The sequence below is a fragment of the Apibacter sp. wkB309 genome (assembly GCF_002964915.1).
In the GTDB taxonomy this organism is placed as follows: domain Bacteria; phylum Bacteroidota; class Bacteroidia; order Flavobacteriales; family Weeksellaceae; genus Apibacter.
Genome location: NZ_PSZL01000022.1, coordinates 529972 through 552088 on the forward strand (window position 1 = coordinate 529972; position 22117 = coordinate 552088).

The window sequence follows — 22117 nt, forward strand, 5'->3', positions numbered from 1 at the left end:
AACCTTTTTAATTAATAATTTTCTGAATTATTTAAATTTAGACACGATCTATAGCTGTGAATATCCTTTTAATAAAAAATTAATCTTCTCTTCTCAATAATATTAAGAGTAATAAAAATTTAAAATCTAAGAATAATTTTTAATTCGATTTTAAGTGTTAAACATTTTATGTTACAATAAATATGGATAAAATTATTTTTCGATTTTTTTCCTAATCTTATTCTAGTTATTAAGTAGTAGCTTATATATCTAATAAAGTAATTAAATAAAACAGAATTATCATACAAAAAACACAAAAATTTTATTTTATATCTATTAATTTAAAAAAATAATAAATTTTATTTTTTATTAATCTTTATTATGAAATTAATTTATTTTTATAATAATTCTTTTTATAAAAATACTTTAATATTATATTTGAAAAATATTTATGTTTTTTTACATGAAAAAGATATTTTTAATTCTTTTTTTATCCCTACATTCAGTTTATTTATTATCTCAGGAATCTCTGACTAATCAAAAAATTGTTTTTAACAATTTTTGGGATAACTGGTTTTTAAATTTTGGTGGCGGAACCGGTGTATATTTTGGAGGTAAACAACATAAAGAAGCTAATTTTATTGAAAGACTTAACTGGGCAGCTACATTAAATACCGGAAAATGGTTTTCTCCCATTATAGGTGCAAGATTGACATTTCAGGGAGGAAAAAAACATACTTTTAATGTTAATGGTAAACCCGTGTTCGATATTAACGGTGAACCTATTGATCTAAATACTCTTGACCCAAGTAAAATACATCACATGTCACGCGGATACTATATCACAGTACATGCTGATGCTATGTTTAATTTTTCAAATTTATTTTACGGATATAAAAATGATAGATTATATAATTTAATTACGTATGCCGGAGCCGGTATTGGTACGGATAGAAATGCCATAGACAATAATTCACCGGTTATTGTTCTTGGTTTGCTTAATACTTTTAGGATTAATGAAAAATTAGCTATAAGCTTCGACATATCCGGTCAAGTGGTCCAATCCAAATTTAATGATGCTCAATATCAAAGAAAGTGGGTAAAATCATATAAAAAACAGGACTGGGATTGTATTGGTTCCATAAATGTCGGATTAATTATAGGTTTAAGTCGTAAACAAAAATTTGATAAAATAAGTTGCGACACACTAATTATCAATAAACCCGAAAACAACATTGATGAAATATTATTAAGCAAATTATCTAAACAAATAGATTCATTAGCTAGGGAGAATAAAAATTTAATTAGAGAATTAGAAATTGCCAGAAATAAGAAACCTGATACTATTTATTCTAAAGAATTTATAATTAAAAACAATCCTTATTCAATACCTTTCGATATTAATAGTAGTTTAATAAAATCTAGACAAGAAGCTGTTATATATGATATCGCTGATTTATTAAAAAAGAATAAAGACTTAAAAGTTGAAATTGTGGGATTAGCCGACAAAAACACCGGCTCACCTAAATTCAATGAAATTTTATCTATTAAGAGAGCAAAAGCGGTTGAAAATAAGCTGATTAAAGATTATGGTATATCACCTAATCGCATAATTACTTTTGGCAAAGGTGATACCGTTCAACCATATCCTAAAAATCAATGGAACCGTGTAGTTATAATAACGCTAGTTGATTCTAATTAGATTTTAATTTTAATTTATTTTAGCTAATCATTAGTAATATAATGATTAGCTTTTCTTATTTCTATCAATTATTTGCCTTTACCTTGAATCATAACAATTATTGTTAAGTAAATGATTTTTAAATCAAAAAAGAAATTTTCATTTTGAAGATACAATAAATCATATTTTAAACGTTGTGACATTTCTTCTACTGTCTCGGCATAGCCGAAATATACTTGCCCTATGGATGTTATACCGGGCTTTACTTTATGTAATTTTTTATAATTGGGATTTAATTTTATTATTTTATCTATAAAAAATTTTCTTTCCGGACGTGGACCTACCATAGACATTTCTCCCTTTAATACATTAATAAATTGCGGAAATTCATCAATGCGATATTTTCTCATGATTTTACCAACAGATGTTATTCTCGGGTCTGAATCTGTAGCCAACTTTGGTCCACTATACTCCGCATCAACATACATTGATCTAAACTTCATTATTTTAAATGGTTTTCCATTTAATCCTATTCTTTCTTGTTTATAAATAATTGGTCCTTTAGATGTAATTTTTATAATTAAGGCTAATATTGGTAATAACCAACTTAATACAAATGTGATAAAAAATAGTGAAAACGCTACGTCAAATAATCTTTTTAGAATTTTATTAAATATATTTGATTTTTTTCTATAAATATATATAGGAAATGTTCCGTAATAGCTTATGATTGAATTATTATAAAACTCATAGGATATATCCGGAATAATATAAATCAAACATTTACTTTCTGAAAATTTGATAATGGCATCCTCAACTTCTTTACTTAATTCTCCGTTTAATGAAAAAAATAAAATGTGTATGTTATGATCTCTTATAAATGAGTCTAATTTATCAAAATCGTATTTATATTGATTTTTTTCTCGGGGAACTTTAACAAAGTTCCCATAATTATACAACTTTTCACCATGAAAAAATTGCTTTATAACATTGTTTGTATTATTATTAGAGTCTATAAATACAACCCTTGAAAATTTCTTATTTTGAAATTGATCTGCGATAATATGATGAATAGAAATGCATATAAATATTGAAATGTTATACAGCAATGTTATATCGTTATTAAATAAATATTTACTTTTTAATTCTGAAACAGTAAATACTATAAGTGTAAATATAATTGCCTGTACTAAAACTTTTCTTATTGATTCTAAAAGATTGCTCTTTTTTAATTTATATAATCCGGTTTTTTCTGAAATAAAATACCAACTTATAATTAATAGGAATAATGCTTTATAATGATTTTCTATTAATAATACAACATCCCATTTATCACCTAGTGTTTCATATTGTATTTTTAAAAAATAAAAGAACCAATATATAATTATTAAAATATCAATTAGAAATTGAATCACTGGTATAAATGATTTATAGGGATTCATTACAAAATTTTTTTTTGCAGTTTTCTTAATATTCAGATAGTTTTGTATTTTGAAATTCTTTATATTTTTCAAGTACAAAACTTTTAATTTTATTTTTAAATTTTTCTTTAGAAAAATTTAATGCATGATCTCTTATTATTTTATAGTTAAATTCAATTTCAGAAAATTCTTCTATAGCAGATTTTAAATTTTCAACACTATGATTTTTAAAAAATATTCCAGTTACTCGGGGTATGACTGTTTCAAGTGTTCCTCCTCTTGCCAATGCTATGACAGGAGTTCCACATGATTGAGCTTCAACAGGCAGCATGCCAAAGTCCTCATCGGCTGCAAACACAAACCCTTTAGCTCTTTGTAGATAAAATCTTAATTTTTCGTTCGAAACAAATCCTTTTAGTTCAATATTAGATTTAGCTAGTTTTTTTATTTTCTTATAATCCGGTCCGTCTCCTATAACAACTAATTTTTTATTCGGCATGTTATTGAATGTTTCCACTATTAAATCCATCTTTTTGTAAGGAACCATTCTTGAAGCAGCTAAATAAAAATCTTCTTTTTTATCGTAATAGCTAAAGTAATCTGTATCAATCGGGGGATAGATAACCACAGAATCTCTGTTATAGATTTTTTTAATTCTTTTCGCTATATAATTTGAATTGGCTATAAAATGATCTACTCTATTGGATGAAATTACATCCCATATTCTGAATTCATGAAGTACATATTTTGCATATAATCCTTTCAATCCATGAGTAAGTCCTGATTCAAATAAATATTGGTGATATAAATCCCAAGCATATCTTGCCGGCGAATGGCAATAACATATATGCAATTGGTTGCTGGAAGTAAGCACACCTTTTGCTGACGAAGAAGAAGAACTAATAATCAAATCATATTTACTTACATCAAGCTGCTCAATGGCTTTAGGATAAAATTGCAAGAATTTTCTATGATTTCTTTTGGCTGTGGGTAATTTCTGTATAAAACTTGTGGTAACCTTTTTGCCATTTAATATTTCTTTTCTTTTAGTTTCATCAAAAGTATCTATTAAAGAAAAAAGATCAAAATCGCTCCATATTTCATTGAGAGCTTTTACTACTATTTCGCCTCCACCTATAGTACAATACCAATCGTGGATCAATGCTTTGTTCATATAAAAACAATGAATATCTAGTTGTTAGCAACCGCAATATATAAAAAATTTATAATAATTGCATAATAATATTTAAATGTTTTTTAGCTGATGCTTCCCATAAATACTTTTTATATATTCGATCTCCTTTATTAATAAGTTCTTTTCGTAGATCTTTTGAAAAATATATCAAACTTATTTTTTCAGAAATATCGTTAATTGATTCCGGATTAAAATATAGTACACTATCTCCACAAATTTCTCTAATAGGTGGAATATTAGATGCTAGAACAGGACAATTTGCTCTCATAGCCTCCAAAAGGGGTAAACCAAATCCTTCATACTTAGACGGAAATATGAAAGCTAAAGCTTCTGAATATAATTTATTTAATTCTATATCCGAAACAAAACCTGTAAAAACAACAAATTCATTTAACACGGGATTATTATCAAGTATTTTTTTTAATCGATCTTGACTTCCGTTTATAAATCCGTCTTTTTTCCCAACAATTTTAAATAATGGCCTATTCGTAATTTCGGAATGTTTTTTTAAAAAAAGAGCATATGCCTCAAGAGCATTTTCCAAATTTTTATGAGGTTTTATATTTCCTACATACAAAATATAAGGGTAAGGAATTACACTCACATTTTTATTATTTTCATCTGATTTTTTATCTGAGATACCATTATATATTACTTCAATTTTATCTTTATATATTGAATGAGTATACTGTAAGAGCTCTTTCTTAGAAAAATTAGATACTGTGATAATTTTATCTGATTTTTTTAAAGCAGCGTTGATAACAGTTTTTGCATATATCTTTTGAAATAGAGATAGATTTTTATAATAGGCTAAATGGTAAGCATCATGTATGGTTGTGATTCTTTTTTCTGAGTGTATAGGAAATAAAGGAATATTAAAATGTGGGGACCAAAATAACTTAGATTTAGGTATAATTCTACTATATTTTAATTGTTCTTGAATAGAATATATTGGTGCATTAAACTCTAAAATGGGTGTATTATATTGCAATAATTCTTCTTTTTTGCCTAATAATACTACCTCTTCCTTAAATTTATCAATAATATAAGGTAATATTTCTGAAATATATCGACCTATTCCTGAATTTGAAATCATTCTACAGTCTATAACTAGTGCTTTCATTCTATATCTATATCTATATTTATTGAGTTATTTTTCTTAACTAAATAATAATTCAAACCTAAACCAAATCATATATGTTAAAATAAAATTGTACTCTAAAAATTTAGGCTTGAAAAAAGTACAATTCTGTGATTGATATATTTATTTTTAAATTTTATGCATATATAAACAATTGGAATCATTATTAATAATAATCCTAAAAATACAGATTTAATAATTGTATTGGTAACAAACCCTAATACCTAAAAATCTCATTCTGAAACACATAATAATTCTTGTTGATATGCATTATTATTTCTTAAAAATAAATAAACACGTAGATCAACATCTAAAATAGGTTTGTTCTTTATTATTTTATGTGTAATATGCATCCCTGATATTTACTCCATGACTAAAGAGGGATCATTTTCTCTATCTAAAAAATGTTTGGTAATGTATTTCATGCAAAAGTTGAAATATTTTTAAAATATTTTTTTATTTCATCCCACATTGAAATCAAAAAACCAATTAAATTATGGAATATTATAAGATCCGGTATTTCCATATTTAAAACCATTTTAATATACTTCATCATTTGTATAATATGGAAATCTGATAAATGTCATAATAATTTTACTATTTTATAATTTTATTTATTTTTATTATCTCCATAATACCCATAAAAATTCTTAATTTTTACATTATAATCCATTACATCATTAGAATATTCCTTAATTAAATTTTTATCTTTTCCACTATATAATTAAAATACTTCATAACCTCTGTTTTTAAACCCTTCACTTGTGGTTAAAAATTATTTCTTCTGCTCCGCCGATTTAAGGGCTATTTTTTTTATTTTTTATTTAAAACTACTAATACAATTGGTACTAAAATACCAATATACATCAATGTACTAAAAATTCCTGTACTGAATAAATTTATTCTCCAATATTCTAAAAATGCATAAATTATAATTGGATAAATAATAAACAAATAATTATACTTATTTTTATAAGCCCACCCCGCAATATAACTCCAAAATCCACATACTATAATTGAGTAAAAATAAGACCACCATCCCCATTCAATAATTAATTCCGAAAATGCAGAATTTGTTGTTAAAGACCTTCCAACATTAGTATATTCCCAATATGATCGTCCTTGAATTGCTTTATCAATATTATTTGCGATCGAAAAAGTTACTTGCATTGGTGGCCCTAAATACTCTATAATATTATCTAATGTTGCCGAAAAAACATTTGTACTACCTTTTTCCTTAAAAGTGTTATAGTTTCTAACAGTAGTGGCTACAATAACTAGACTTGTAATAAGAAAAAAACTTAAATATATATACTTAGCTTTAATTAACTTCAATAAATTTCCATTGGAATTAGCTAAAGACAAATAAACGACTAAACCGAAAATTACTTGTAATCTTCTACCCAAAACGGCAGTGTATATAATAAAAAAAATTATATTTAAGAAATTGACCAATTTATATTCTTTAAATATTTGCAATCTATATAAGGAAATACCAAAAGTTAATATTAAAACATATCTTAATGACAATATTCCAATTGAATAATTCTCATATAAAATTTGTTCGGTTTTATTTCCTTGATGATCTACAAATAAAATTAAATATAAACTTGACAGGCCTACGCTTGAAATAATTTTATAAAAACTGGCTATAAAACCGGTCCATGCAATAAGGGTAAATAATAAATATGGTTTTATATTGTCTATAGAAACAATTTTGTTAAATTTTTTAAATTGAGGATTTTTTTTGCCTAAATAAAAGAAAAAAAATGATGATATAATAGCAAAAAAATACCAAGAAAGCAATATTCCAAATGCATTTGTACCAAATGATTCTTTTTTTCCAAAACCCCTTACATTTATCCAGGAATCTGGAACAAGCCATGCAAATAAACTTAATAAAACCGGAAATAAAATTGCATAATAAGGCTTTAATATTGCATTTAATAATTTTTGTAACATTAATTTTATCTTATATTTTAAATTTTAGAAAACCTAATATTCGACCTTTTAAAGTATTGAAATATATATTAGATTTGGAAGGAATAATTAGTATTCCTATTATTGATCTTACTATATAATACCAATAAAGAAAGATAAATGATAAATTTTTTCTGAGATAAATTTCTTTTTTAAATAGAGCACCAAATCCTAAACCATATTTATAAGCTCTGTCTGCTGATAATGTTTGTTTATTATAAATATGATAAATCGACGAATTTTTAATAAATATTCCTAAATCTTGTTTTTTTAAATTTGATAGCAAAAAATCAGTTTCTTCACCTGAAGAAAAATATGTTCCTACTCCTAATCTTTCATCAAAATAAATATTTGGATTTTTTTTTAGAAAAAAATTTATTGAAATACAATATTTATATAGTTCATATCTATTAATTGCTTGGCCTTTTTTACTCAGATAACACATTTCAGTGTTAATAGTATCAAAAACAGGAAATGCGCATAATTTTAAGTTTTGATTAGACTCAAAAGCATTTTTAACTTCCATTAAGACGTTTTTATCATAGTAACAATCATCATCCGGAAAAGCTACTATATTTCCTTGACTTAATTTTATACCAAGATTACGATTATATGAAAGACCTTTAATATTACTTCTTATGTATTTAATATGTAATGTTTCAAATTTATCGACAATATTTTTAACTAATAAATGCTCATTTTGATCAATAATTATTATTTCGAAATTAGTATACGTTTGAGCTTTAAGAGAATTTAAAAGTATTTTAATTTCATCTACTCTACCTAATGTAGCTGTAATTAGAGAAATTTTCATAGTTTTAGTTTATTAATTTAAATAATCATAATAATTTACCAATTATTGATCTAATTGTTGTAAGAAATACTTTATTATTATTTTTTTTAGCTATTATAATAACACTTAAAATTTTTTTTAATCCATAACGACATGAACCAACAATATCTGCACCTAAAGATAATTTATATTTATCTTTATTTAATTTTGTCAAATAATTATTAATTCTAATTTTTGACATGAATCGTTCATCAAACAAATTTTGATTAAAAGATAAACTTTTTTTATTATAAGTAACACAATATATTGAACTGGTATCAACACATATTTTATCAGCTAATCTTCCGGCATTAATTACAAATAATGCATCGTTTCCTACCTTAACTTCTTCAAATCTTAAATTATTTTTTTGGATAAAATTTTTATTAAACATTTTACTCCATGGTTCCCAATTTTTAAATATTAAAATATCTCTATTTTTTTCAATACTATTTACATATTCATTTAGAGACTCAACTAAATTTTTATTTCTATCTGATTTTTTTCCAGTATCAATATCTATACTAGTTGCCGAAAAATATATGATATCATTATCTGTTTCTAAATATTTGCTAATAATTGTAATAAAATCTGAATTAAAGAAATCATCTGCATCTGCAAATAATATCCATTTACCTTTTACATAAGATAACCCTATATTTCTTGCATACCCTGCTCCTTTTCCTTCTTTAGTAAAATATACCTCAGTGTTTTTTTTATTAATTTCTTGAATTTTTTTTATTTCAAGATCATCACTATTATCATCAACAATTATGATTTGAATATCTTCTCTTTCCGGAATTGAATTTAAACATTGTTTAAGTAATTTACTACTGTTTTTATGAGGTATAATTATTGTATAATTTATCATATGATGAATTTAGTCTATAGATTAGTATATTTTATTAATTTAACTAAAAATTTATCTAAATAAACACTTATTAAATAATTACTACTCATAGGTTTTTTAAATAAATAATATCTTATTTTATATAAAATTCTTTCCTTTTTAAATATTTTTTTTATTTTATTTTCAGAAAATTTATTTATTGCATATTCCACTAAATTTTTATTATTTTTCTGATATGCTTGGAACCAAACATCCAAAAGATAATGTGTGATAAATTTTTTAAGTTGATCTGAATCCGAATCGATACTTAATAAGCCATCAATAGAATCTATTCTATCTTTTAAATTTTTTATACTACCTCCGGTCATAGTTGAATTCTTTCTATATCTTCTGTGATATCCATAGTAGTTTACATAATTTATTTTGTTAGTAGATACGATGCACCTTAACCAGAATTCAACGTCCTCTCCATAAATCCCTTCAGGAAAATAAATTTTATTGTTTTGAATAAATTTTTTAGAATATAATTTTGACCAGGGAGAAATATAAGGCGTTAAGTATCTAATTTGATTACCTTTCTTTATTTCTTTTTTTAAATGATCCTCATTTATATTAAAATATTTTGAGGATACAATTTTACCTGATTCATGTAAAAAAGAAATAGCATTAAAAATACAAATATGATTTGATTGAATAGAATTTAGTAAAATTTCTATTGTTTGCTTCTCAATAAAGTCGTCTGAATCTAAAAAATAAATATATTCCCCTAAAGAATTATTGATACCAATATTTCTTGCTTTACCTTGCCCACTATTATTAATAGAAAAAACTTTTATCCTATTATCTTTCTTTTTATATTTGCCTATAATATCGGTACTACGATCAGTTGATCCATCATTAACAATTATTATTTCAACGTTAGAATACGTTTGTGTAATTGCTGAATTCAAACATTCATCCAAATACTCTTCTACATTATAAACAGGAATAATTATTGATACTAGTGAATTCATTTTTTATTTAAATAATTTATAATAAATAAACTAAGAAAAATAAAGATAAAATAGTTAAAAATCCTTATAATAAATAAGGCTATACGTAACACATACTAACTAATAAATTGACAATCCTTTAAAATTTTGCATTAATTTATTTACTTTATATCATCCTTTAAGAAATTAAGAATTTTTAATTTTATTATACCTTAAAATTTAACTATGTATTCTAAAAAACAATTATAGTACAATTGAAAAATTGTATTATAAGCTTATCGATTTATCTATACAACATTTCATCCACAATTGAATACAAATTTTAATACATATTATTATTTTATCTAATTATTTTTTATAAAAACACAAACATTAAACCCTTAATAAGACTTTTATTTCAGAAATATAAATAACTAAAACACGTAAACTTTAATATTTTAATTATTTATCTATAAACTATTATTGCTCTTATTTATTTTTAATAGTTTAGTTATTAATTCGTTTGAATTTTCATTAAATTTCCTGGCAAAAATATTATCCGATAAAATCAGTTTATCGAAATCACTTATATCCAAAAATGCTGGTGAATTTCCATCCCTAAATTCCCAATCGATGTATCTTAGATTTTGATTAATAATATCTTTAAAATAGGGTGAATTAATTAATATGGTTTGAAAATATATTTCATCAGATGCAAACGTATACTTCATTCGATCTAACAAAGAATTGTTTTCACTTACTTTTATAACATATTGCAAAACTTCCCTTGTAAGACTCCACCAATTGCTCCCTCCAAATAATTTAGGCAAAAGTGGGGAATATTTTCTTTTTATTCCCATAGCTTTCTGAATGTAAACAATGTTTCTAAGCAATCTACCAATACCAAAATTTCTAGCATTTACTTTATCATAAAAATTGTAGTAATAAATACGATCAAATCCCCCATTTCCATCCCATACTTTAATAGGTAATTCTTTATAATCTAAATAATTCTTATTCTCTTCAGCTAATTTATAAAAATAATGTACGGGTTTTATTGGAAAATCTTGCTCACTAATTAAATGGAAATATGTATTATCCTTATTCTCTAAAGCCTTTTTGACCAATAATAATGTAACTTTAACTATAGATACTCCACCCCAGTAAACTTTATATTCTTTATAAATATTAACATTTTTATTCTTAATGGCATAAAGAGGTGTTAAGTCAGCCTTACTTTTTTTATCTATATGAATATAAAACTGAAAATTATCATCAAAATAATTTATAATTCTAATTATATTATCAATAGATTTATATCCTATAATTAATATAGCTTGTTTCATATAAATTTTTTATTTAAACATTAAATAAAAGTCCATAATTTAAAATTAAATGTTATTTATATAATTAATTTTTAAGCTATTAAAGATGATTTACAGTTTTTTAATATACTTATAGATAAATAAACAACAGTTTCATTCTCATTTAAAAAATTTTATTTATAATTAATTTTATTATTTTATTTCTTATGTTCCTATCAAATAATACAAAATAACTCAATAAAGGGATTATTAGTACTGATAATAAACAGGTTGAAATTAATCGCATCCATCCTTCCGGAAAACAGTTATGAAAGTAATTTAGAATTATTGAAGAAATTACAACCATAATCAAAGATAAAATTGCATTTTTTAAAGATATAATACCATAAGAAAGTTGAGGTAATAAATGTTGCAAAATTAGGGTTACTGCAAAGTAAATAAACATCATTAAAATGATATTTATTATATACGAAATTATTGGCGAATATCCCATTTTAAAAAAAAGGTACGAAATGGGAATAACTAATAAATAAATAGTTCCAGTAATAAAACTTAAACTTTTTATTTTTCCTGTTGCATGAATGGCAAAAACCATAGGCGAACATAAAGTGTATATTAAACTTGGTATTAAATTTAATTGAGTAAAAATTAGGGCATAATTAGGAACCTTTTTCAACCAAAGATTTAGAATAAAATTACATTCTAATATAAAAGGAAGTTCTAAAAGATACATTAAAATAAAAGCAAATTTTGATGAATTATTCATTAAAATTTTCATTTTTTCTAAATCTTCAGAAGCATAATATTTTACAACTTGCGGACGCACCGCCGACAAAAAGCTGCCGGAAAAACTATTTAAGGCACCTTGAACTTGATTAGCTATTCCATAAGCAGCATTAACTAATACCCCAAAAAATAAATTAAAAAGCATATTTACACCTTGTGTTTTTACAATTACACTCATATTTCCATATAAATCCCAGGAGGAAAAATTTAACATGGGTAAAATAACTTCCTTGTGCCATTTAAATCTAAATTTAAAAGGGCTTATAATTTTTATACAATATATTCTATAGATTACAGTAATGATAGCTGATACGCACAATACTAAGAAAGCATATAAAATTAATTTATCATAGTTAATAATATTTAATAATAAAATAATTATAAGCTTCAATAAACTATTAAAAGTTTCTATAAGTGCGTATATATTCATTTTTTCATAGGCTATTATCATTGCATTATATGGTACTTGAATAATACTAATTATAGCGGTTATAATTGAAAATTGATATACCCATTGTGCAGCATATAATTTAGTTGGACTAATAACTAATTTGGTATTCATCCACCATAAACCAAAAGTTTCTCCTAAAATAAATATGATTCCTGCTATAATAATATGTACAGTTAAAGAGGCTGTAAAAGTTTTTAATAAGCTATCTCTATTACCTTTCCCAAGTTCAAAGGTTATAAATCTTGACGTTGCACCACTCATGGATGCATTCAAAAAACCAAACATTACAATTACTCCTGCTACAATATTATATATCCCATAATCCTCAATACCCAATGTATCTAAGATTATGCGAGAAGAATATAAGTTCACTCCCATAGTGAATATCATCCGGATGTAGAGAAAAAGCGTATTTTTTAATATACGTTTATTATTAGACATAAATAAGTAGTTAGTTAATTTTAGTTGTAGTTTAAGTTTTATGAAATGATTTTAAATAAATTACATACATTTATCTTTTTGATATTAATAATTTAAGATTGTGATATATAGTTTTTAAAAAATTTTTTAAACCAAGATTTTTTGGAATCACTATAACCGTATTTATAATTTTGTCCATAACCATAACCTTCTTTTGAATCTACAGTGTTAATTAAAATAGCTGTTTTATGAAGATTTAATTTACCTTCTTTTTGCAATTGCACTAAAATATCCAACATATTCTTTTGCAAATAATTAACCCTTATAAGATATAACAATAGATCAGCCTGATTATTTATCAATAAGGTATCCGTTACCACCCCTACCGGAGCTGTATCAACAATAATATAATCATAAAGTAAACGAACAAAATCAATTATTTCAGTAAATTTTCCATTCATCAATAATTCTGAAGGATTTGGTGATATTTTACCGGAAGGAAGTATATCTATTTTAATAGCAGTTGTGGATTCATTATTATAAGAAATTGAGGTAATTTTACTGTATAATTCATCGATAGTGATATTTTCCGACAAGAATTCAGTAATACCTTCCAATTTTTCTTTAATGCCTAAATTTTCTCTGACTTTAGGTTTACGAATATCAGCTTCTATCAATAACACTTTTTTGTTAGTTAACGCTAATGTATATGCCAAATTTATAGCGGTAAAGGTTTTACCTTCTCCACTAATAGTAGATGTAATATAAATACATTTTGATTGAAACTGTATTTCAGGAAGTAAAAAATTAATATTTGTACGCAATATCCTAAAAGCCTCTGCAGAAGATGAATTTATGCTTTGAATATCAACTACATTAGATTCTGCTTTAGGAACATATCCTATAAATGGAATATTTGAAATAACTTTTTCAATATCTCTTTTAGATTTTACTTTATCATCAAAAAAGAAGCAGATATATAAAACTCCCACAGGAATTATAAAACCTATAATTGAAGATAGTAATAAAATAATTGAAGACTTAGGATAAATTGGATCATTATAATAAAAAGCTTTATCTACTACTTTCACTACATTGGGTGTGGATGCCGTTGCAATCTCTGTTTCTTCACGTTTTTTAAGTAATAATAGATATAATGCCTCAATAGTTTGTTGCTTTCGAAAAATATCTCTAAAACCCCTTTCTTTAGAAGGCAATTCTGTAATTTTATTTGAAACTTGCCCCATTTGTTTTTGCAAGTTCTTAATGGCTATGCTGGTAGTATTTTTATAATTTTTTAAACTATTTCTTAAATTATTATTATAATCACGAATTTGTAGATCTAAATTTTTAACTATAGGATTTTCCGGTGTTGAACTTTTTAACAAATTATCCCTTTCTAATATTAATTTATTAAATTCTTGTGTAGAGGAAATAAGAGATGCATCAGTAAGTCCAATATTTGATGGTAACAAAGAACTATTATTATTTGAAATAAATTTTTCCATGTAATCAATCAAACTTAATTGTATTGAAAACTGTTTTATTTGTTCTTCTATTCTCGATGATTCTTGTACATCTTTTATTCCTTCGGTCTCTACATTAAAAATTCTTTTACCAGATTTATATTTTTCCATATTATCATCTGTAATACCTAGATCTTTTGATATTAATGATAATCTATCATTAATAAATGATACAGTGTTTTGTCCTATCTTATTTTTATCATCTTTTATATCTTCTTGAAGTTGTAAAACTAACAGATCAATTATATTATTAGCATTTTCAGGCAAAATACTTTGCATGCCCAAATTAATAATATTACCATTTTTGGAAATATTTTCTACTTCCAATGAATTAATATATTCTAATGTAACATCTATAATCGGCCTAATGGATATAATGGTTTTATCATCATTGGATGACAATAAATTGCGATAAAATATGATATTACCAAAGGGAAATTTAACAGGTTGACCAAAATTTCCTTCAAATTCAATGTCAGTATCAACATCTCTACAAATAAATTTTTTATTATCAAAAATATTTACTTCAAGATTTATTGATTTATCTATTAAATATTTTGATTTTTCATCAACAAACTTTATATAAATATTAGCATCCTTCTTATATATTTGTTTTGATATAAATCTTTTCTTCTCATAATATTGTACATTAAGATCTAATTTATCAATAACTTTTGACAATAAACGACGAGACTTTAACATTTCAATCCAATCATTTATATTACTTTTTGATAATTCTGATAAATCAGATATTTCAGATAATCCTGATAAAGTAAAATTATCATGACTTCCAACATTTATTAAAATTTTAGATTCAGATAAATATTTTTTTGGAGTAAAATTAAAATATACTTTACCTAATATAATAGCTAATATAATCGATAAAACAATCCATTTCCAGTATTTTAAATAACGATAGGTTAACTCTTTTATATCTAAATCCTCATCATTTTCTAAATATAAATTTTTCTGATTTTTTTTCATTATATTAATTATTTAACGAGTAATAATTGAAATCACAGATAATATAATACCTGCCAAAGATATAAAGACAGAATTTGTAGCACTATATGCAGAGGAGTTAGTTTTTGCTCCATTCGGATGAACATAAATCACATCATTTTGAGATAGATAATATACCGGAGATCTAAAAATTTCATTGGTTGTTAAATCAACGTGCGTGAAAGTTTTATTTCCATCCTTATCTCGAATCACTATTATATCTTTTCTTTTTCCATAAATAGTTAAATCGCCTGCTAAACCTAAGGCTTCTAAAATGGTAATTTTTTCATTAGACAGTGTATAGGTTCCCGGTTTTGATACCTCACCTAATACTGTAATTCTAAAATTAGAAATATGAATATTGACAGAAGGTTCTTTTATATAAACTCTTAGTTTTTCTCTCATAAAATCCATAGCCTGAGATCGGGTTAAGCCTCCTAATTTTAATTTCCCTAAAACCGGAAAATCTATTTCACCGTTTTCATCAATCAAATAGGTTTTCAATCTCGGATTAGTAGAGGTCATATTTTCAGAGCTGGATGTAGTAGAGTTATATGGATTTTGTTGATTAAATGGTAGTGTTGATTCTAAATCTAATGCTGAAATTGTTATTACAAGTAAATCATCCGGTTTTAAGGTTGGTGTATATTTATACACTTCATTTAACGTGGTTTCACTTCCTTGAAAATAATATAGTTTTTTTTTAGATGCACAAGACATTAAACTAAAAATTATAATCATAATAACTAAAGGAATAATATAAGATCTAGTTTTTTTCATTAGTTTATTTATTAGTTTTAAACTTCAAAATTTATTAAAAATTAAAAAGTCTTTATTTCAAAATATTTAAATCACCTAATCATAATCTTTATTTAATAATTTCATTATTCAATCTCTTAAAAGTATATAAAAGATCATCTTATAGGTTGTTCACTATTTAATTTTAAAATTTTATTTTAATTTACAAAATTAAACTATTTTAATCACATTTTCAAAATATTAATGGCATAAAATAATTCATTTTATTTTTTTACACAACTTAAATTAAATCATTTTAACAATAAAAATTCAATTTATATAAAAATAATTATATTATATAGTAAATTAATTTACAAATTATAGTAAAAATTACCGTATATATATTATTAAGATAAAAAAATTAACGAATCAAATGTTTATTTATGATTTATAAATAAATTATTTTCTTTAAAATAATATTAAAATAAATATTATACAAATATTAAATTAAATATAAATTATTTTAAATTTCAACGATTATTTTTATACATTAAATTAATCATTCCATCAGCAGCACCAATTTTTGGAACATGAATTCGTGTGGAATGTGCAAATTTCATGACCGAATTATATATTAATAATGCCGGAACAATTACATCTGCCCTATCCGGTTTCATATTAAATTTTTCAATTCTTTCCTCATAAGAGATGCCTTTATATAGTTCGTACTGATGATGTATATAAGAAGCCGAAAGAAATTTACCTTCTTTTTTTCCTGAATTTTTAAATACAAAATTTATATTTCCTCCTGATCCTATTAAATCTACAGATTTACCTTTTGTTATTTTAGTCACCCAGGGTTTAATGACATTTGTTAGATAATTTTCATCTACCTTTTTATCTAATAATCTAACGGTTCCTATAGGAAAAGATTGACTATGATGAACTTTACCTTTATTTAATAGGGATATTTCCGTACTGCCCCCTCCAACATCTACGAATAAATAATAATTATCGGAATACAAAAAATTTTTAAGTTCCGAACTAAAAATGATCTTTGCTTCTTCTTCTCCGGAAATAACATCTATTTTAATTCCGCTTTTGTCTTTTATATAATTGATAACATCTTTGGAATTTGAAGCTTCTCGCATGGCTGATGTTGCAAATGCTCTATACTCATCCACATTATAAACTTTCATCAATAAGCTATAAGCTGTCATTGCATCATTTAACCGCACCATAGTTTTTTTAGATATTTTCTTATCTGTAAAAACATCTTGTCCCAATCTTATAGGTACACGAACCAAGCTGGTCTTATTAAATGTTACAGTTTCTTTTGTTTCATAAATGGTATTTATTAGTAGTCGTACTGCATTAGAACCAATATCTATAGCAGCATAGGTTAAAATATTCATCATTTATTTAACTCTTTAATATATTGGTATATAGTTTCTTGAGAACGATTTTTCTTTTTTCTGTTTTTCTGGTAGGGTTCCTCAAATCCTTCTTGTATTAAACGTCCTTTGACATTATCGTTAAAACCAAGTTCGAAAATTTTCATAATCTCCTGTTTATTTTTTGTGCTAATAATAGGACATGCAACTTCTACTCTATGATCAAGATTTCTTGCCATAATATCCGCCGATGAAATATAAATGAGGTCATCACCTCCATTCTTAAACCAATACACTCGCGGATGTTCTAAAAATTTATCTACAACACTAATTATTTTAATATGGTCACTTAAACCGGGAACTTGAGGGATTATAGAACAAATGCCCCGTACAACCATTCGAACTTCCACTCCCATTTTACTGGCTTCATATAAATAATCAATAATTTCTTTATCACATATACTATTAACTTTAATATTAATTTGCGCGGGTAATCCGTTTTTTTTATTGTTTATTTCCCGTTCAATACCCTGTATAATTTTTCGACGTATTCCCCAAGGGCTTACTGCAATATCTTTATAATGTTTTACCAAATAATTGGCATTAAAAAAATCAAAAACTTGGTCCACTTGTTTTACTATTGCTTCATTAGCTGTGAAAAGAGTGAAATCCGTGTATAATCGTGCGGTACCTTCATGAAAATTTCCTGTTGAAATAAATGCATATTTAGTAGCTGCGCCTCGTTGAGGTTCTCTTTCTACAATTCCAATTTTTGAATGGACTTTTAATCCGGGAACTCCAAAAATTACCTTGACTCCTTCATCTTGTAATTGTTTTGACCATTTTATATTGTGAGCTTCGTCAAATCTTGCCCTTAATTCTAAAACTGCCGTTACCTCTTTTCCATTCCTTGCAGCATTGAGTATGGCACTTAGAACTTGAGAGTCACTGGCAACCCTGTATATGGTTATTTTTATTTTTTTTACTTTTGGATCGATAGCCGCTCCTCTTAAAAATTTCAAAAAAACAGAATAATCATAATACGGAGCATAAAGTAAAGTATCTTCTTTGGCAAAAGCCTTAAAATAGTTTTTTTCTCCTTTTAAAATTTTAGGTATAACAGGTTCTATTTTTTTATATTCCAGATCTTGTCGTCCTAAGGTAGGAAATTTCATAAAATCTTTTTTATTATGATATTTTCCTCCAGGTGCTAAACTATCGTATTCATCAAGATCAAACATTTTCTTTAAAAACCTGAGCGTTTTAGGATCAATAGTTTTATCGTATACTAAGCGGACCGGTAATCCTTTTAATCTTTCTTTTAAGGCCACTGCTATGCTATCTACATAACTGACTTGCACATCGTTATCAATGGACAGATCTGCATCTTTCGTTAGTTTTATGGATTTACCCTCGATGGTCTCGAATTTAAAAAATTGAAAGATATCTTTTAAATGATATCTAATAATATCTTCAAGAAATATTACATAATGTTTATCATTAATATCAGGTAAAACTAAAAAGCGCGAAAATCTGTCCGAAGGAACTTCAATAAGTGCATATTGTTGATTTCCATTTTTTTTAGTCATGGTTACTATTAAATAAAAAACATTATCTCTAAGGTTAATCGTTTTATCTCCTTCTTTCCAATATAATATAGTTAAATTATGACTTAATTTATTTTCAAAAAAATCTTGAACGAAGGGTTTCAAGCTTTCGGGTAACGTCTTATCATCAACTAATAAGGTTTTTTCTTTAGCCAGCTCTTTAATTATTTGTTCATACAATTTATCATATTTTTCTTGCTGATGAGCAACTGTCATATTAATCTCTTCCAATAAATTTACATCTTCTTGACTCTCAACAATATTATTATATTTTCTGTTGAATTGAACCATTCGAGCTATATAAGCATACCTAACTTTATAAAATTCATCTAAATTGTTAGAATATATTCCTAAAAAACGAAGTCTTTCTAATAAAGGATTTTTCTTATCCATTGCCTCTTGAAGTACTCGAGAGTTGAATTTAAGCCAACTTATTTCCCTATTGATATATCGAAAATTAGATCTATCCATGACTAAAATTTATTATATTAAATCTAAAAAAATTTATTCTATTTTCAAATGGATTAAAAAAAAAAACAATCCATAAAATTTATGGATTGTTTTTACTATTATTCAATTACTTTTTATTAATAATATCATTTAAAACATTGACAGATTCTCTAAGGTTAAAATCTTTTTTCATTCCTTTGTACCAATCTTCACGTTTTGCTTTAAGGACAGTATCTTCTTTGAACTTGACTAACTCGTAAGCCGGAGCCTCTACTTTTATTTTTGCATCAAAATTAGTTTCCTTTTCATATTCTTTACTTTGATCTCTTCTTTTATTCATTTCCTGCATGAACTTATCATACTTTAGCGGGATTTTAGTAATTTTTTCCAATTCTTTTGTCCATTTACCTGCTTTCTCTATAGACGAAACATAGGTACTGCCTTTTAATCTTTCTGCACTTCTTGCTTTAAGATATTCATAATCTATTTTAGGAGTACCATTCCAGGTAGAATAATTTGTTGGAGATATCTGATCCCACGGTAAAGCATATTCTTGAGACTTTTCAAAGATATCAGAATAGGAAAAAATACCTGGAATAACTATATCGGAATTTACCCCTTTCAACTGAGTTGAACTTCCGTTTATCCTATAAAATTTTTGAATAGTTACCTTTAAGGCTCCGAACTTATCGTCTTTCATACCAAATCGATCCAAAGGAAATATAGTTTGTACCGTTCCTTTACCATATGTTTGAGAAGGTCCGACAACCACAGCCCTACGATAATCTTGCATAGCTCCGGCCAGTATTTCTGACGCAGACGCTGAAAGTTCATTGGTCATAAGAATTAATGGTCCATCCCAAACAATATCTTTTTCTTTGCTGTCTAATACTTTTATTTTTCCACCGGAATCTTTCACTTGAACTACCGGCCCCTTTCCTACAAATAATCCGGTTATATCAACCACCTCAGACAATGATCCTCCCCCGTTGTTTCTTACGTCCATAATTAAACCGGTAATTCCTTGCTTTTTTAATTCATTAATTTCTCTTTTAATATCATCGGAACAATCTCTGCCTTTACTGTTACTCTCTAGATTCACATAAAATTCGGGCAAATACAATATACCGAATTTATTACCTTTTTCATCCGTTATAATCGCACTTCTAACAAAGGTTTCCTGAATTTCAATTTCTTCTCTTACTAGAGTTACCGTTTTGGTACTTCCGTCCTTTTTCTCTAAAGTTAATACTACCGTAGTTTTTTCTTCACCTCTTATTAATCGGATAGCATCATCTAATAACATTCCTACGACACTTACCGGATTACCATTTTTACCTTGTTGTACTTTTATTATTTTATCTCCTGCCTCAATTTCTTTAGATTTCCAAGCCGGACCACCAATAACTAATTCCCTGATCGTAGGATATCCTTTAACATCTTGTAATGTTGCACCAATTCCTATAATTTTACCGCTTATAGAACTGTTAAAATTTTCTTTATCTTTAGGTGAAAAGTAGGTTGTATGAATATCAAAAACTTCCGTGTATGCATTGACAAATATGGAAAATAGATCAGATTTTTTTCTTAATTTTATTTGTCTAAAGTATTCTGACAAATTTTCTTTAACTTTTTTTACAGCATCTGCTTCTATTTCTTCTTTTGTTTTAGGCTTTTCAATTTTTTTAGTAACTTTTTTACTGATCGAATCCGTTTTTATGGAGTCACTAGTATTTATGCTATCTTTTACGTTTTGAGTATTAAATATTTCCTGCAGTATTCTATATTTAATGTAAGATTTCCAATACTGTTTTGCCTGATCTTTATTTTTTGGGAATTTTCTTTTTTTATCATCAGAATAAAAATAATCATCATTAGAGAAGGTAATCGGCTGACTGAAAATATCATTAACATATTGTTCCGTTTCATCAATTCTTTTATACAACCTATCGATGGTTAAATGATAAAATGAAACATCATTATTAATAAACATATCACTCATTTTATCTCTGTATTCAGAAAACTCATCCATATCGGAATCCAGGAAATATCTTTTAAACGGATCTAAGTCTTCCATATATTTTTTAAAAACATCCCTTGAATAAGACACATCTAAATTTTTAGGCGCATAGCTTGTAAAAAGTAGTGTTTCTCTAACTCTTTTAATTATCTCTCTTTCATTGTCGGCATGAGAAGAAGCATTAAAACAAAACACTAACAGGCTCATGGAACATAGCGATAAAAATATCCAGGTCTTTTTTAAATTAAGCATCGGTTTACGTATATTATTTGTAATTTTAAAAAATAAATTCAAAGATACTATATTTTTACAAGGAAAAATCTTAGTTTTGTTATAAATTTTAAATTT

The 22117-nt window shown here is 25.6% G+C and carries 15 protein-coding genes; 1 reads left to right on the forward strand and 14 read right to left on the reverse strand.

Annotation, left to right across the window (positions count from 1 at the left end):
- Positions 1–442 precede the first annotated feature (442 nt).
- Positions 443–1681, forward strand: coding sequence for an OmpA family protein (locus C4S75_RS08255; protein ID WP_158254238.1), 1239 nt, complete (start codon positions 443–445; stop codon positions 1679–1681).
- 68 nt (positions 1682–1749) lie between these two features.
- On the opposite strand, the gene C4S75_RS08260 is transcribed toward C4S75_RS08255, so the two are convergent.
- From C4S75_RS08260 to C4S75_RS08325, 14 genes are all read right to left on the reverse strand, one after another.
- Positions 1750–3102, reverse strand: a complete 1353-nt coding sequence (locus C4S75_RS08260; RefSeq protein WP_105298152.1) for a sugar transferase — start codon at positions 3100–3102, stop codon at positions 1750–1752.
- A gap of 25 nt (positions 3103–3127) precedes the next feature.
- Positions 3128–4255 (reverse strand): glycosyltransferase, encoded by a 1128-nt coding sequence (locus tag C4S75_RS08265; RefSeq protein WP_105297823.1) that lies wholly within the window; start codon positions 4253–4255, stop codon positions 3128–3130.
- Between the two features lie 49 nt (positions 4256–4304).
- The gene (locus tag C4S75_RS08270) at positions 4305–5399 is read right to left on the reverse strand and encodes a glycosyltransferase family 1 protein (protein WP_221404069.1); all 1095 of its coding nucleotides are present in this window, start codon (positions 5397–5399) and stop codon (positions 4305–4307) included.
- A gap of 831 nt (positions 5400–6230) precedes the next feature.
- Complete coding sequence (locus tag C4S75_RS08275; RefSeq protein WP_105297825.1) at positions 6231–7379, reverse strand: hypothetical protein; 1149 nt, start codon at positions 7377–7379, stop codon at positions 6231–6233.
- A 10-nt stretch (positions 7380–7389) separates the two neighbouring features.
- On the reverse strand, positions 7390–8211 hold the full coding sequence (locus tag C4S75_RS08280) for a glycosyltransferase family 2 protein (protein ID WP_105297826.1): 822 nt from the start codon (positions 8209–8211) through the stop codon (positions 7390–7392).
- A 25-nt stretch (positions 8212–8236) separates the two neighbouring features.
- Positions 8237–9100 carry a glycosyltransferase family 2 protein gene (locus tag C4S75_RS08285; protein WP_105297827.1) on the reverse strand — a complete coding sequence of 288 codons (864 nt, stop codon included), beginning with the start codon at positions 9098–9100 and terminating at the stop codon, positions 8237–8239.
- A gap of 14 nt (positions 9101–9114) precedes the next feature.
- A complete protein-coding gene (locus C4S75_RS08290; protein WP_105297828.1) occupies positions 9115–10092 on the reverse strand; it encodes a glycosyltransferase family 2 protein in 978 nt (325 codons plus the stop codon).
- 428 nt (positions 10093–10520) lie between these two features.
- Positions 10521–11396, reverse strand: a complete 876-nt coding sequence (locus C4S75_RS08295; RefSeq protein WP_105297829.1) for a beta-1,6-N-acetylglucosaminyltransferase — start codon at positions 11394–11396, stop codon at positions 10521–10523.
- Positions 11397–11538: 142 nt separating this feature from the next.
- Positions 11539–13053, reverse strand: a complete 1515-nt coding sequence (locus C4S75_RS08300; RefSeq protein WP_158254239.1) for a polysaccharide biosynthesis protein — start codon at positions 13051–13053, stop codon at positions 11539–11541.
- A 92-nt stretch (positions 13054–13145) separates the two neighbouring features.
- Positions 13146–15542: a polysaccharide biosynthesis tyrosine autokinase gene (locus C4S75_RS08305; protein WP_105297831.1), complete on the reverse strand. Its 2397-nt coding sequence runs from the start codon at positions 15540–15542 to the stop codon at positions 13146–13148.
- 12 nt (positions 15543–15554) lie between these two features.
- Entirely contained in the window at positions 15555–16340 is a 786-nt protein-coding gene (locus C4S75_RS08310) for a polysaccharide biosynthesis/export family protein (RefSeq protein ID WP_105297832.1), read from the reverse strand.
- A 488-nt stretch (positions 16341–16828) separates the two neighbouring features.
- Positions 16829–17716 carry an exopolyphosphatase gene (locus C4S75_RS08315; RefSeq protein WP_105297833.1) on the reverse strand — a complete coding sequence of 296 codons (888 nt, stop codon included), beginning with the start codon at positions 17714–17716 and terminating at the stop codon, positions 16829–16831.
- Complete coding sequence (ppk1, locus tag C4S75_RS08320; RefSeq protein WP_105297834.1) at positions 17713–19770, reverse strand: polyphosphate kinase 1; 2058 nt, start codon at positions 19768–19770, stop codon at positions 17713–17715. The genes C4S75_RS08315 and ppk1 overlap by 4 nt, the downstream gene beginning before the upstream one ends.
- Before the next feature lie 106 nt (positions 19771–19876).
- Complete coding sequence (locus C4S75_RS08325; protein ID WP_158254240.1) at positions 19877–22021, reverse strand: carboxy terminal-processing peptidase; 2145 nt, start codon at positions 22019–22021, stop codon at positions 19877–19879.
- Positions 22022–22117: the final 96 nt, after the last annotated feature.

What these genes read in the sequence shown, in the direction of transcription:
- C4S75_RS08255 (WP_158254238.1), top strand. Translation starts at nt 443, where the DNA reads ATGAAAAAGATATTTTTAATTCTTTTTTTATCCCTACATTCAGTTTAT.
- C4S75_RS08260 (WP_105298152.1), bottom strand. Translation starts at nt 3,102, where the DNA reads ATGAATCCCTATAAATCATTTATACCAGTGATTCAATTTCTAATTGAT.
- C4S75_RS08265 (WP_105297823.1), bottom strand. Translation starts at nt 4,255, where the DNA reads ATGAACAAAGCATTGATCCACGATTGGTATTGTACTATAGGTGGAGGC.
- C4S75_RS08270 (WP_221404069.1), bottom strand. Translation starts at nt 5,399, where the DNA reads ATGAAAGCACTAGTTATAGACTGTAGAATGATTTCAAATTCAGGAATA.
- C4S75_RS08275 (WP_105297825.1), bottom strand. Translation starts at nt 7,379, where the DNA reads ATGTTACAAAAATTATTAAATGCAATATTAAAGCCTTATTATGCAATT.
- C4S75_RS08280 (WP_105297826.1), bottom strand. Translation starts at nt 8,211, where the DNA reads ATGAAAATTTCTCTAATTACAGCTACATTAGGTAGAGTAGATGAAATT.
- C4S75_RS08285 (WP_105297827.1), bottom strand. Translation starts at nt 9,100, where the DNA reads ATGATAAATTATACAATAATTATACCTCATAAAAACAGTAGTAAATTA.
- C4S75_RS08290 (WP_105297828.1), bottom strand. Translation starts at nt 10,092, where the DNA reads ATGAATTCACTAGTATCAATAATTATTCCTGTTTATAATGTAGAAGAG.
- C4S75_RS08295 (WP_105297829.1), bottom strand. Translation starts at nt 11,396, where the DNA reads ATGAAACAAGCTATATTAATTATAGGATATAAATCTATTGATAATATA.
- C4S75_RS08300 (WP_158254239.1), bottom strand. Translation starts at nt 13,053, where the DNA reads ATGTCTAATAATAAACGTATATTAAAAAATACGCTTTTTCTCTACATC.
- C4S75_RS08305 (WP_105297831.1), bottom strand. Translation starts at nt 15,542, where the DNA reads ATGAAAAAAAATCAGAAAAATTTATATTTAGAAAATGATGAGGATTTA.
- C4S75_RS08310 (WP_105297832.1), bottom strand. Translation starts at nt 16,340, where the DNA reads ATGAAAAAAACTAGATCTTATATTATTCCTTTAGTTATTATGATTATA.
- C4S75_RS08315 (WP_105297833.1), bottom strand. Translation starts at nt 17,716, where the DNA reads ATGATGAATATTTTAACCTATGCTGCTATAGATATTGGTTCTAATGCA.
- ppk1 (WP_105297834.1), bottom strand. Translation starts at nt 19,770, where the DNA reads ATGGATAGATCTAATTTTCGATATATCAATAGGGAAATAAGTTGGCTT.
- C4S75_RS08325 (WP_158254240.1), bottom strand. Translation starts at nt 22,021, where the DNA reads ATGCTTAATTTAAAAAAGACCTGGATATTTTTATCGCTATGTTCCATG.